Source organism: Bremerella sp. P1, from assembly GCF_028748185.1.
Classification (GTDB): Bacteria; Planctomycetota; Planctomycetia; order Pirellulales; family Pirellulaceae; genus Bremerella.
The window spans coordinates 5,712,808-5,726,846 of record NZ_CP118164.1 but is presented as its reverse complement, the minus strand read 5'-3'; the positions used below and the strand labels follow the sequence as shown (position 1 = coordinate 5,726,846).

Annotated in this window: 10 protein-coding genes; 4 read left to right on the top strand and 6 right to left on the bottom strand. The window is 58.2% G+C overall.

The window, feature by feature from the left end:
* Positions 1–98: 98 nt before the first annotated feature.
* Positions 99–3,731, top strand: coding sequence for a caspase family protein (locus PSR63_RS23605; protein WP_274328149.1), 3,633 nt, complete (start codon positions 99–101; stop codon positions 3,729–3,731).
* Positions 3,732–4,393: 662 nt separating this feature from the next.
* Here PSR63_RS23605 and PSR63_RS23600 read toward each other — a convergent pair.
* From PSR63_RS23600 to PSR63_RS23580, 5 genes are all read right to left on the bottom strand, one after another.
* A complete protein-coding gene (locus PSR63_RS23600) occupies positions 4,394–5,062 on the bottom strand; it encodes a transposase (protein WP_274326708.1) in 669 nt (222 codons plus the stop codon).
* Between the two features lie 37 nt (positions 5,063–5,099).
* Positions 5,100–5,270, bottom strand: a complete 171-nt coding sequence (locus tag PSR63_RS23595; RefSeq protein ID WP_274326707.1) for a hypothetical protein — start codon at positions 5,268–5,270, stop codon at positions 5,100–5,102.
* A gap of 111 nt (positions 5,271–5,381) precedes the next feature.
* Entirely contained in the window at positions 5,382–6,107 is a 726-nt protein-coding gene (locus PSR63_RS23590; protein ID WP_274328147.1) for a hypothetical protein, read from the bottom strand.
* Positions 6,108–6,586: 479 nt separating this feature from the next.
* Complete coding sequence (recQ, locus tag PSR63_RS23585) at positions 6,587–8,779, bottom strand: DNA helicase RecQ (protein ID WP_274328146.1); 2,193 nt, start codon at positions 8,777–8,779, stop codon at positions 6,587–6,589.
* 199 nt (positions 8,780–8,978) lie between these two features.
* Entirely contained in the window at positions 8,979–10,139 is a 1,161-nt protein-coding gene (locus PSR63_RS23580) for an AraC family transcriptional regulator (protein WP_274328145.1), read from the bottom strand.
* A 214-nt stretch (positions 10,140–10,353) separates the two neighbouring features.
* On the opposite strand from PSR63_RS23580, the gene PSR63_RS23575 reads away from it, so the two are divergent.
* Entirely contained in the window at positions 10,354–11,502 is a 1,149-nt protein-coding gene (locus PSR63_RS23575) for a Gfo/Idh/MocA family protein (RefSeq protein ID WP_274328144.1), read from the top strand.
* 189 nt (positions 11,503–11,691) lie between these two features.
* On the opposite strand, the gene PSR63_RS23570 is transcribed toward PSR63_RS23575, so the two are convergent.
* Positions 11,692–11,865, bottom strand: coding sequence for a hypothetical protein (locus PSR63_RS23570; RefSeq protein ID WP_274328143.1), 174 nt, complete (start codon positions 11,863–11,865; stop codon positions 11,692–11,694).
* Positions 11,866–12,106: 241 nt separating this feature from the next.
* Here PSR63_RS23570 and PSR63_RS23565 point away from each other — a divergent pair, with 241 nt between their 5' ends.
* Both PSR63_RS23565 and PSR63_RS23560 read left to right on the top strand, forming a co-directional pair.
* Positions 12,107–12,613 carry a shikimate kinase gene (locus PSR63_RS23565; protein ID WP_274328141.1) on the top strand — a complete coding sequence of 169 codons (507 nt, stop codon included), beginning with the start codon at positions 12,107–12,109 and terminating at the stop codon, positions 12,611–12,613.
* 199 nt (positions 12,614–12,812) lie between these two features.
* The gene (locus PSR63_RS23560) at positions 12,813–13,976 is read left to right on the top strand and encodes a TIGR03364 family FAD-dependent oxidoreductase (RefSeq protein ID WP_274328139.1); all 1,164 of its coding nucleotides are present in this window, start codon (positions 12,813–12,815) and stop codon (positions 13,974–13,976) included.
* The last annotated feature ends 63 nt before the right edge of the window (positions 13,977–14,039 follow it).

Below are 14,039 nucleotides of genomic sequence, written 5' to 3'. Positions count from 1 at the left end.
CCTCCTGCGGTTGATTCGACGAAAATTCGCTGGCAAAAATTTCGCCAGTCATTGTAAACTGCCTCACACGGCTCTGAAAACGGCTTTTGCAAATGTGCATGATGATACAACTCCTGCGATCTTGGTTCTCTGTTCTAGTAGTGGTTATCGCTCCACTACCCCTGACGGTTGCCCAAGAAATCCTTCCATCGGAAAGTATTTTGCCAGGTCAAAATGAGCCGCCTAAGTTTTCACACGAAGGTTTGGCGGACGAATCGGTCGTGCCTGGCCTGCCCATAAAACCTGCCGAATCGGAACAAACCGAACCACCACAGCTTTCACCGAGCGATGAAATACCTTTGGCCGGTGAAGACGTACTGCCGAATGTTGAGGTCGTTCAACAGGTCGCCTTGCCGGAAGATCCCCCGTGGCTTCGGCTCAATCTGGGTGGTCCTACCGCACCGGTGCAAACGCTTACTTTCTCGCGCGACGGCACCCGCTTGCTGGCTGCCGGTAACGATAAAATGGTGCATAGCTGGATCGCCGCGGCCCCGCAGCCTGGGATGCCGCAGCGCTGGATCTACGAGACCCCGGTACGATGGCAGGTGCAACGCGCCACCCGCGGTGACATTCATGCGCTGGCCGCCATGGGTGGCAAATTCGCTTTCGCCGGTATCGGGGCTTCGGCGCTGACCGGAGAAATTGTTCTCGCCGATCAAGGCCGCATGGCTTACGAGCGGACGCTATTCGATGTCGAAAAGGGACCGCGCTCGCAGATCCTCGATCTGGCTGCGCTGCCTGAGGGGCTCTTCTCGCTCGATTCCGAAGGAGCCGTGCAGTACTGGTCGTCTGACCCGGCCACCGGCAAATGGTCTTTCGCCACCGGTGCCAGTCCGAATGAAGCCCTCAAGGCCGACCCGGCCCAGCTTCGTTCGTGGCGACTTCGCGGCAGCCGGATGGCCTCCAGCGGCGACGATACGTTGATCTTCCCAGTTCCAGTTCGCAGTGAGCAAGGCATTCCGTACTGGCGGATCGGTCGCTGGAAAGCGAACGACGCCGACGCCACACTCGTTGGTGCCATCACCCAGGAGTTTCCCGGCGGCATCGGTGCGATGGCCTGTAGTGCCAATGGAAGTCGCCTGGCCGCGGCCGACATCAGCGACTCCGGCACGCTCGTTCTAGCCGACCTGACCAATCCCCGCAGCACCGCTACGATCGCCACGGGCGCTAACGTACGAAGTGTTTGCCTGCCCAACGATGGCAGCCAGGTTGCCGCCGTTGTGGCGAAGTCACCACGTGGTCCGTTTGAAATTCGTCTTTGGAATTGGCCCGCTGGCGGTGCGCCACAAGCGGCCGCCAGCCTTCCCTTGGCAACGATCGCCACCGATGCGGCCTTCAGCCCCGATGGCAAGTTTCTGGCCGTCACGCAGGAAAGCGCCGTCGTGATGTACGACCTGGCCGACCTGCAAAACCCGGTCATCCTCAACACGCCGATCATCACGCCTGAGAACGTCGCGTTTGGCCTGGACGCCGACTACCGCATTATCATTCGACAACCAGCTGCCGAAGGCCAGCCGGAAGTCGCCATTCAATTCGAAACCGCTCAGCGGAAGTACTCGGTCATTCAGCCGCCGCCACCGACCGTGCCTACGAACCCTTGGAAGGGAACCTGGTCGCTCAAACAAAAGGCCGTCGATCGGGGTACTCGGTTGATCTACGAGATCTTCCAAGAGGATCAGCCTTACTGCGAGATTCCAGAGACGATCCTGGGCACCTCGCGCATTACCTCCGTGTGTTGGCTGGGGATGGAGGAAATTCTCAATACGCCAACGCATGTCGTCATCGGCACGGTCGGTCGCAATCATGCGTACCTCTTGGATATCACCAACCCGCAGAACGTCCGCGTCGTTCGCGAGTTCCGTGGGCACTCGTCCGCCGTCCGCAGCGTGGGTGTTTCGGTCGATTTTCGTTACCTGGTCACCGGCAGCGATGACGGACTGGTCAATATCTGGAAGCTCACCGAAGACCCGGTCGCGTCGCCATCGCAGAACGCCTGGGGGGCGAACTTCGAGATCGTCGACAACCAAGTCGTTGCTCGGAGTGTGATCGAGGACGGGCCGCTGTACTATCGGGGTGTTCGCAGTGGCGACGTGATTCAGTCGCTGGCCCAGCGTGTGGAGGCCAATCCTGACGCTCCCCTCGACGAGAACGACCGCAACGAAAAGACCATCGACGAGGCCAATGCGATCGTCCAAACGCTGGAAACCACCACTGGCGACACGATGCTTCGTTTTCAAGTCGCCCGCAATGGAGCTCGACAGAAGCCGTTTTACCTACATCCTGCCTGGCAGCCGTTGGCATCGTTAGTCACAACCAGCGATCGCGAGTGGGCCTTCTGGACGCCGTATGGTTACTACGATACATCGTTCAATGGTCACAAGATCTTCGGCTGGCAGATCAATCGCGGGATCGATCAGGCACCCGATTTCTTCCTGGCCGCGGAACTGAAAGAGCAACTCGAAAAGCCCCGCGTGATGGAGCGTCTGCTCGACGCCGGAAGTCTTTCCGCCGCGATGCAGGTCGCTAAGAGCACCGTCCCGTTCAATTTGCATAACCGCCTGGAGGCGCTGGCATCGCTGCGACCGCAGATCACGATCGATTCGCCCACCAGTGACGAGTCACTCACCGATTCGCAAGTTGTCGTCGAAGCTACCATCCATGTGCCGGCGGGGTCCGAACTCGTTTCGTCGAAGGTCTTCGCCAACGGCGTGCCGGCCGTCGAGAAGTTGGATGAAGAGGTAAGCGTGAGCCAACGGGTCAACGGGCACGAGCACAAGCTTCGCTGGCGGGTCGCCCTGCCACCGGACCAACGGATTCGCCTCGATGTAATTGCCGCGACCGATGATGGCATTTCGGCAACCGAATCGCTGACGTTTGCCCAACCTGTTCGAGACCAAGCCGCGCCGCCACGGTTGTTCGTCATCGCCGCCGGCATTAGTCAGTATGCCGATCAGCAGATTCCGCAGCTCGACTTCGCCGCCGAAAACGCCAAGGCATTCACCAACACCTTGAAGCAGCACGCGGCCCAGATGGATGTCGAGACGATCGTGCTGACCGATGCCAACGTCACGCAGCCCCTATGGAATGTGGCGGCCGATACGATGTGGCAGCAGCTGCACAACACGGCCCGGCCGCAGGATGTTGTTTTGTTCTTCCTGTCTGGCCACGGGGTTCGCGATGTCGAGTCCGAACGTTACTTCTTTTTGACGAGCGACAGCAGCTTTACCGATGTGGCTGGCCGCCGTTACGAACGCTGCATCTCATCCGATGCGTTTCAGGATTACTTTGCTGGCCTGCCGTGCCGCAAGGTGGCCATCCTGGATACCTGCCATAGTGGAGCGATTCAGCCGCTGCGTCAGGATGACTTGAAGGTGATGCTGCGGGACATGGAAGACGACGTCATCCTCACGATCACCGCCAGCGAAGGAGACGAAGAAGCGTTTGAAGAACGCGACAAGCGTCTGGGCCGCTTCACGGCTCGCTTGGTCGAAGGCCTTTCCGGTAGCGCCGATCGTCGCGAGTACGCCGGCAACGGCGACGGCCAGGTAAGCTTGAACGAGGTGGCCCAGTACGTTCAAGCAACGGTCCCCAGCGATGCGGCCGCGGTCGGCCAGTCGCAGCACCCCACGATCTTCCCGCGAGATTTGTTCCCGCTAGTTGACGTCCCTTTAGCCACGAGCGAGACCAAGTAATTTGCTGTCGATTCCACCGTTCAGCTCGAAAGCAAACCCGCAGCAAGACTGCCTGGCCCACGGCCCGCGAACCCTTTTCGCCTGCCGTGGGTCTTTTTTTGGCAGTACGCCAGACGCCGGCCGTTTCCATGGTTGGCTGGCAACGCTATTCGCATTCACTCAAACCTTTTTCTCCATTTCACCGCCTGCACAGGAGAACGCAATGCCGTGTGATTGGAAGGCAACCCTTCGCCATTTTACGTCGCTGATCACGCATGCTTCCGATGATTGGAACAATGCAGCACGATCTTTCACCCCGCACTTTGCTGGTGCGATCAGCCGACAAAAACACGCCCCCAGCGTGACCCCGCCCCCCTGGCTTGCCCGCAGACATAAGTGCCCGGCGCAGCGTGGAGGTCCACGCGTCTAACGGCGTGGTGAGAATCCCAAAGCCCAAATCGCACTGGACGTAGCAGCGATCGACGAGTGCGTACCGTCAAGGTGCGCGCACCCGCGCTCCGATCCCCTCGCCCCTATGGGGAGAGGGTTAGGGTGAGGGGCAGTTCGCTGGTTCGTAGCGCATGCGTGAATAATGTTTCAAGTTAGATCGGAACTTCGGTCTGGCGTTGTTGGGTCAAGGTCGCTCAGGAAACCCTCACCCTAGCCCTCTCCCTGCGACAACATTATTCACCAGCTAGCGGTGGAGGATGAAGGTTGAGGAGCATGTACATGGCATGGATCAGAAGTTTGGCTTGAACCCACTCGCGGACGCGGTGTATTCGTCGAGCCCAGTTGGGTAGTGGTTCGAGGCCTCCGGCGTGATTGCCAAGCCAGGCGAATCTTCGTTCGACCTGGTTCCGGAACCGTATTAGGGCGCGACCGAACTCCTGCTCTAGTAGGGCGAAACAGCGAATTCGTCCTGGGCTGTGGCGGCAATGCCCCAAGCCTTTTCCTGGTCGCAGTTTTTCGGCCACCAGTTGATAACCGGCTTCCATCGCCGCGTCGTGGAGCTGGTTGCTGTCGTATCCACGATCAGCCACTAGATAGCCTCCGCCTCTCCCTAGGATCGGGAGAAGCCGAACTGCAACCGGCGTTTCGGCCACGTTGAGCGGTTCGACATCCCAGGCCAGCGGCATGCTGCTCGAGCCGTAGATCGCGTGGACCTTGTAGCCCTTGCCGTAGCCGCGTCGTGCGCGGCCCCAACGGGCATCGGGATCCTTGCTGCAATGACTCACCATTTGCGGCTTGCCATCAACGAGCATGACAAAACCGAAATCGTCCACCGCGATCATGCACCGTTCCATTTGAGCGAGCAGTGCCTGAACTTCCGTGGTTGGCAAGCGTCGGCTCATCGTCGGTTGAGACGGTAATTTCCGAGGCCTGAGATCGTCAGGCCAGTTGCCCGGCTCGCATGCCCAGCAGGTTGGTCGATCGTGAATAACCGCCCACAAGTAGACGCTCACGATCTCCCAATCGAAAAAACTTTGTCATCGCCCACCAGGGATTGGCGTCGCACTGGCGAGCCAATTTGTATAATGCAATCCAGAGTTCACGTTCCATGGCTTGGCTCCCAATTTGGGAATTCGTACACAACTACCTAGCCTAGTACGTGAACTCCTTTTATTGCTAGCTGGTGAATAATGTTGTGCGAGGGAGAGGGGACAGGATTTTTTAGGGCGGTCCGCGTTCATGGGCTTCACTCGTTTCCTTTGTCTTCTCGACCGCGATGCTCATGCTCGCTTCGTGAACTCGTCCGAGGGCCACGCCCAAGTCTGCTTGGGCGTGTCTTTGAAGCGCGTGGCGAACACGTTGACGTCTTGTTGGTGTGATCATCTTCTTAGGCTCGCCATAAAGACGAACCTTTACCTGCTTCTCGCGTTGCGAACGTTCTCCGTGCGAAGGCGTTTCCTTCAGGCCATCCAGTTCCTGCTGCAACGTGTCAATTTCTTCCTGCTTCTCGCAGATTTCGCGGTGCAGTTGCCGGTCGAGGGCCTGTAGGCGGTAGTACGTGTACGCGAACAGTCGGGCAGCCTCGTAGGTGAGCGGCTCTCGTAACGGCCGCTTGAGCCGGTAGAGTTCTCGTTCGCGAGCCCGCGTGGCTTCGTCTCTCTCGCGAGGTTCGCGTTGGTCGAATGAATCCAGCCGAACGCTGGTGGTTCGCCGGGTCGGCATTGGCGGAGGGGGATCTGCAGGGAACTCGTGTGCGGCGGTCTCTGGATCGATGTCAACGACCTGGCGATTGGCTCCATAGGAAGGAGGCGTCTCCGGCAGCACCATCAACACTTCCCCACAACAGGGACACAGCAGCCGGTTCCCATCGCGCACGGCAACCTGCGGAGCGTGGCCTTTTGAGCCAGCTCCGTGGTTTTCAGATTGTGCCGCGTGGTGATGGGACATGATGCTTTTGTGTGTTGATGAATCGTGTGCCACTGCCGCCCTCGGCAGTGCGAAGTGAGAACATGGTGAGCCATTCCCATTGGCTGTAAGAGCACTGGCCAGAGGCCAGCGGCACATTGAGGTTGGGATTGGCACGTGTGAAGGAGGTCGCCTGTTTAGGATGGTGACCTCTTGGCACGCCCAAGAAGACTTGGGCGTGGCACCCGGAAGCGAGAGTGCTTCGATGGATGTACGTGTAATTTACAGGCAGGACGCATCAGTAGGATAGTGCGCCTAGAAGATTTCTGTAGGGCACGCGTGTCGCGGGTCGCGAAGCGGGTACCAGGGTGCCGACCCGCGACACGCGGGCCCTACTTATCTGCGGTTGGTCTTCTCTTTCAGAATTCAAGAGCGGGTACCAGGTTCGCCCCTCACCCTAGCTCTCTCCCCGAAGGGACGAGGGGACAAGAAATGTTGTTGTCGCGGGAAGAGGCGGCGTGCTACGGCGATTCGCGGTTTTGCAGGCAGGCGACGACGATGCGGATCTCTTCGTAGGTCACCTCTTCGCCCAGGTGTTCGTATACCGGACGTAAGGCTCGCGGCCCGCACTCTTCGATGGCGGCCTCAATGCGGCGGGCCGTTTCTCCGGTGACCCAGGCTGTGGGGTCGTCCACCTTTTGCTCTTTGATGAACTGTTCGAGATAGCCTTGGACGGTGGAGTTGGCTCGCTCGATAATCGCGGCCACTTCGTCGACGGTCTTCCCCTTCGCGAACAGTGCGAACGCGTCGGCCAGTTTGGGCGATTGGTTTTTCGGTGCTTCGCGGCGGGGTGCGGCGATGACCTGCGTCTCCATCGCGTCGACTTCCAGGCTTTCGTCTTGGCAATACGCCGCGATGTGCTGGGTGAAGACCTCGCCGTAGTCTTGGCACTTCTTATCCCCCACCCCTTTGATCAGGCGGAAGCTTTCAATCGTGGAAGGACGCTGCCGAGCCATGTCACGCAGCGAACTATCGCCGAAGACGATATACGCCGGGATGCCTGCCTCTTCGGCCTTGTCTCGGCGAAGCGTTCGCAGCGACTCGAACAGGCCTCGGTCGACTCCTTCCCAGTCGTCTCCCTTCCGCTTGCGCTTCGGCTTGTCATCGGGTCCGCCGTCAGGCTTGGTCAGCTTGGGCGTGACTTCGCCGCGGAGAAGCTCGCGACCGCTCTCGGTGATCTTCAGTACGTTGAATTCGCCGGTCTTCACCAGAAACCGCTGGCCGGCGAGTTGTTCGATCCAGGTTCGTACCGAGCGAATGCTTTGATCTTGCAGCAAACCATAGGTGCTCAGCTCGTCGTGCCCCAGTTCCAGGACGCGTTTGTCGCGCGAACCACACAAAACCTTGGCGTTGTGATCGGCTCCGAAGCGTTCGCCAGTGCGGACAATGCACGAGAGAATCTTCTGCCCTAGCACCAAACCATCTTCCACCAGGTCGACCGTGCCCAAACAGACGTCGCACGCTTCGCACTCCGCTTCTTCCAAGTCCTGGCCGAAGTAGCTGACGAGCATCCGATGGCGACACTCGGTGCCAATGCAGAAATGATCGAGCGCTTCGAGCGAATGGAACGCGGCTTGTTGGGCCGTATCCGGCAGGTCGCCCAGCATTCGCTTCCAGGTCACCAGGTCGCCGCTGGAATAGAGCAGAACGCATTCGGCCTCTAACCCATCACGACCGGCTCGACCACTTTCCTGCTGGTAGCTTTCCAAGGACTTCGGCATGCCGGCATGCACCACGTACCGAACGTTCGACTTGTCGATGCCCATCCCGAACGCAACGGTCGCGACCACGACGTCGACGCGTTCCTGAATGAAGTCTTCTTGATGCTGTTGGCGTTGTTCATCGCTGAGGCCGGCGTGATACGGCAAGGCCTTGATCCCGACTTCGTTCAACTGCTCGGCAATCGATTCGACATCGGCCCGACGAATGCAGTAGACGATGCCAGACTCGTTGGCATGTCGAGAAACGACTGCTTGAATCTGCTCGAAGCGATCTTTGCGGCGCTGAATGCGATAGACGAGGTTAGGGCGATCAAACGAACCGACTAACATCTCGGGATTGACCAGGCCCAACTGCTGAGCGATATCACTACGGACGCGTTCGGTGGCGGTGGCGGTGTAGGCGTGAACGCCAACGCCTGGGAAGCGATCTTTCAGCATTCGCATCATGCGGTACTCAGGCCGGAAGTCGTGTCCCCATTCGCTGATGCAGTGCGACTCGTCGATAGCAAAGAACGACACGTCGACGCTGCTCAAAAAGTCGAGCGTGCGATCGGTCAGCAGTCGTTCGGGTGCCAGGTACAACAGCTTCGTATCACCACTGCGAACGTCGGCCGCGATCGACCGCCGCTCGGCCGGCGTGACGGTGCTGTTAATGCAGGCCGCGCGAATGCCACACGCGGTGAGGGCATCGACCTGGTCTTTCATCAACGAAATCAGCGGAGACGCAATGACCGCGACGCCAGGCTTACAGAGGGCCGGTACCTGGTAACAGAGCGACTTACCGCCGCCGGTAGGCATGACCACAACCGAGTCGCGATCTTCCAGGACCGACTCCATCGCCTCGCGCTGAAGGGGACGGAACTCCTCGTAGCCCCAGTACTTATGCATGGTCGCCAGCAGATCTTCGGCAGTGGCTGGCGACGTTGAATCCATGTTTTGTGCCTAAAGCGCGAGAACCAAGAATTGCCCCGCGCGATCCGTCCTTCGCATCGCCATCAGCGAGGAACGTTTAGTGTAGAGGTGTTCATTCTAAGTGGCAACCGTGGTGGATGCCGGGCACCTGGTTCGCCCCTCAACCTAACCCTCTCCCCTCAGGGCGAAGGGACAGGAAAGTTGACGAGTCACCACGTCGTTAGCTTGGCTGAACTTTGCGGCGATAGGCGGTTGGCGAGAGGCCTGTCTTCTTGCGGAAGGTGGCGCTCATGTACTCGACGTGCTCGAAGCCGGCGCGGTCGGCGACGTCACCGATGCTCAGATCGGTGTCATGCAGCAGTTGGCGCACCTTGTCGAGTCGTTGATGTACGATCGCTTCGTGAGGCGTCTGCCCAGTGATCTGCTTGAAGCGGTACTCAAGAATTCGCCGTGTGCTATCGACGGCCTTCAAGACATCACCCACGTTGATGCCGTCGCACGCATGCTCGCGAATGAACTGCATCGCCATACCAACCAAGGGATCTTCGGTCGCCAGCACATCAGTCGAGCGGCGCGTGGCGATGCCCAGTGGTGGAATCAGCTTCTTCAATTCGTTGGGCGTTTCCTTCTTCATCATTTGATCAAGAAGCTTGGCGGCCTCGAAACCAGTACGGCGGCTGTCAGGGATCACACTTGATAGTGGTGGCGAGCAAAGATCGCACAGCAGTCGATCGTTATCGACGCCGATGACGGCAACCTGTCGCGGAACGTCGATATCTAGTTCTCGACATGCTTCCAACAGCAACTGGCCGCGAATATCGAAGCAGGCCATGATGCCGATGGGTTGCGGTAAACGTTCGATCCAGCGGTCGAGCTTTTGCACGTTTTTCGGTGACGAATTCTTCCCGTCTTCACCGGTCGGCAGATCAAGTACATGACAACCGTGACCATGTTCGGCGAGCGCTTCGACGAAATACTTTTCACGCAGCTTGCTCCACGCGAAGGTACTATCGCCACAGAACGCGAAGTTCGAAAAACCGCGCTGCAAAAGATGTTCGACCGCCATCTGCGAGATCGCACGGTCGTCCGTTTCGACCCATGGTAGTTCCGGCATCAACCGCGCGGCGCTGACGTCGACGATCGGAATCTTCAAGGGCTTAAGCGCGGCCGCGATTTCAGGCGTCTCGACGCGCGCAATGATCCCGTCACCATTCCACTGTTTAAGCCATTTTGGAGGCTTCGCACCACGACCTTGTTCAGGCAGAAAGATCGACCATCGCTGATACTCTTCCATGTATCTCACAACGCCATCCAAGAGACCGCGGGCATACTCATTGGAGGTCTCGATCAATAGCGCGACCTCTTTGCGAGGTTGAATCATATCGTCCTCAGAGTTGAAAGCAGCTGATGTGAAATTTCGAAAAGGGAACGGAGGGTCTTTATGATAGCCGATTTATGGACGGCATTCCTCCCATTTTGTGAAATAGCTATTGTTTGGTGCAAGTTTTCTCATAGCAATTCCTCGGCGTTTCTGTTCTGCTAAATGAAGTAAGGCACGGCCATTCACCTCGTCTAGTCCCCTCCAGGTAATTCCAATGAGCGAAAAAACTATTAATGTCGCAATGATCGGTTTAGGGTTTGGAGCAGAGTTCATTCCCATTTACCAGGCTCATCCTAATGCCAACGTCTATGCCCTCTGCCGTCGTGATGAAGCGGCCCTGCAGAAGTCGGGCGAAATGTTCGGCATTGAAAAGCTCTACACTGAATACGATGACGTTTTGGCTGACCCGAACGTCGACTTCGTGCACATCAACTCCCCGATTCCAGATCACGCCTGGATGTCGCTCAAGGCACTCGATGCCGGCAAGCACGTCATGTGCACCGTTCCGATGGCAACCACCATCGACGAGTGCCGTCAGATCGTCGAGAAGGTCGCTGAGACCGGCTTGAAGTACATGATGGCCGAAACGGTTGTGTACAGCCGCGAATACCTGTACATCAAGCAACTGTACGAATCGGGCGAACTCGGCAAGATCCAGTACATGCAGGCCTCGCACCCGCAAGACATGGAAGGCTGGCCGGAATACTGGGAACGCATGATCCCAATGCACTACGCCACCCACGTTGTCAGCCCGGTATTGGGTCTGGTCGACGGCCTGGCTGAATATGTCAGCTGCTTTGGCTCGGGTAGCATCAGCAACGAACTGGCTGCCAAGTCCGGCAACCCATACGCGGTTGAATCGTGCCATATCAAGATCAAAGACAGCGACGTCTCCGCTCAGATCTGGCGATTCCTGTTCGATACGGCACGCCAGTATCGCGAAAGCTTCGACGTTTACGGCTCGAAGAAGAGCTTCGAATGGTCGCTTGTCGAAGGCGAACCGCACGTGCTGCACACGGCCAAGTTGCCTGAACCAGAAATCGCTTCGCACGTCGAGATTCCAGACTTCGCTCACCTGCTGCCAGAACCGATCCAGAAGTTCACGCAGTCGATCGAAGACGCAGCTCACCTTTCGTTCATCCAAGGTGGCGGTCACGGTGGTTCGCACCCGCACCTGGTGAACGAAATGATCAGCTCGTTGATCGAAGATCGCGATCCGATGCCAAACGCAGTGACTTCGGCCAACTGGACTTGCGTGGGCATTTGTGCTCACGAGTCGGCCATGAAGGGTGGCGAGATCGTTCGCCTGCCGGAATTCACGCTGCAGAAGCCAAAGGCCCGTAAAGCGGTCGCCGCTTCCTAAGACGCGATTGCGTTCTCAAACCAATCCGCTAAGCGGACAGGAGAAGCCGACACGGTTTTTGCTGTCCGCTTTTTTTATTTCGAACCGCGGGAAAGAGAGGAACGCTTTGAAACCGATGTGGGGAGTGCAAAGCGTTCCAAGTTCATTCGCATTGTCGAGCAGTTCTCGACAACGAAGGCCGGCCTAGGCTTAGGCGGCCAGAGTCTTACCGATCACGCCAGCTTGACGCTGGAAACATTCGCTGCGGCGAAGAAACTTGGCTTTCGCCGGTACGCTGTGGGTCAGCGTCGCCAGGTGGCGGTACTTCGCGGCGAGGGCCAATTTGATGGCAACTTTGTTTTCGATCTCGGTCTTCTTGCTCATATAGAACGATGCCTCAGGGACATACTTAATGGATTCACGCGAATCCGAACCAGCTGATTTTAATCTCGCCGATGGCAAAGCTCCTATCCCTCTTTGAATGTCAGGAGCGAATTTCGGGAAGTCCGCGAATTCTCTGCCGAATCGGTCTCAATTCCTGCACCCAAGGGTTGGCAAAACGGCTCGGATGGCGTGAGATAAAAGGAACGATTTTACGCAAGCACCTCCCCCAAGATGAGTCTTTATGACAGTTGAAGCTGGAACCAACGTCACGTTGATCGGGATGCCTGGGTCAGGCAAAAGCACGATCGGGGTCGTTCTGGCCAAGCGGATCAATCTGCAGTTTGTCGATACCGACCTCATTATCCAGACCAGCCAACAGCGGACGTTGCAGCAGATCATGGACACCGACGGCTTCGACCAGTTTTGTCAGATCGAGGAAGACGCCGTCTTGAGCCTGGACGTCGACCACCACGTGATCGCGACCGGCGGAAGTGTTTGTTACGGTCCGGAAGGAATGGCGCACCTTCAAAAGCTGGGCCGGATCGTCTTTCTCAAGACCAGCCTGAAAACGCTCGAAGAGCGTTTGTCGAACATGGCCACGCGGGGAATCGCGCTCAAGCCGGGCCAAAGCCTGGAACATCTTCTGCACGAGCGCAACGCCCTGTACGAAAAGTACGCCCAGATCACCATCGACTGCGACGGCCTGAACGTGGAACGCATCTGCGAACTGATCGAAGCGGCACTCTAACGAGTGGTTCTTTCCGCTGCGAAACAAGGATTGGTGAAGCGCAGGGGAAAAAGCTCAATCAGTTTGACGCAAATCGTCATCGTCTTCCCAGGGGACCACTGGGCATAATGGAATGTTCCATCGGCAGCTTCGTGCCCTTCCCTTGGTGGGCCAGGCTGCCTGGCGATGATCTCTGTTAGCAGAAACGAAAGACGCTTAAATGCATTACGATCTGATCGTGGTTGGCGGCGGCATTGTCGGTTTGGGCCATGCCTGGGCAGCCGCGAAACAGGGCCAGACGGTGGCCGTATTCGATAACAACTCCCGCGCCGAAGGAGCGAGCATTCGCAACTTCGGCATGATTTGGCCGATCGGCCAGCCGGCAGGACCGCAGCGCGATCTCGCGTTTCGCAGTCGTGAACTCTGGCTCGAGATGGGTGCCGCGGCAGGCTTTCCCGTGCGCAAGTGTGGCTCACTTCACCTGGCCCATCACGAGGACGAGCTGGCCGTGCTCCAGGAATTCGCCGCTTCGACAGCCGCGGATGGTCTCGATGTCGAACTGGTAACGCCGGAGAGAATCGCCGAGCTGACCCCGGCCGCAAATCCCAGTGGCCTTCAGGGCGGCCTCTATTCGCGGACCGAACTGCGGGTCACACCTCCGACAGCCGTCAGTTCGATCTCGGCCTACCTGGCCGCTGGGCACGACGTGAAGTTTCACTTCGACACTCCCATCACCAGGGTCGACTCCGGTGAGGTAACCGCTTCCAACGGACAGACCTGGACGGCCGAGCGGATCGTCATCGCCAACGGCGCCTACTTCCAGCACCTGTTTCCCGAAGCCCATCAAGCCGAACGGCTGCGGCTTTGCAAGTTGCAGATGATGCTCACCGACGCGCAACCTGCCGGCTGGAATCTGGGGCCGCATATCGCCAGTGGGCTGACCCTGCGTCACTATCCTTCGTTTAGCAGCTGCCCTTCCCTGGCGGCTGTGAAGCAGCGTTTTGCGCAAGACTCGCCCGAGCTCGATCGATTCGGCATCCACGTGATGGCCTCGCAGGCCGACAACGGTAGTCTGATCCTGGGTGACTCGCACGAGTACGACGACGATATCGAACCGGTCGACAAGGCCGAGATCGACGCGCTGATGCTTCGCGAACTGCAAAAGATCATGGACGTCCCGACCTGGAACATCACCCGGCGCTGGCACGGCTTGTACGCCAAGCACCCGGCGCAGATGTGCTTTGTCCGCGAAGTTCGCCCGGAAGTTCTGGTCGTCAACGGCTTCGGAGGCAACGGGATGACCCTGGCTTTGGCTTTCTCAGAATCGGTCATCCATCGCTGGCAAGATTCGGCCCAGTGGGAACTGCTTCACGAAACCCATTAGCACCGCCCCCGTCTCACCGCTGGAACCATCGTCAACCTGATCGACCGGCCATCTATCCTCAGT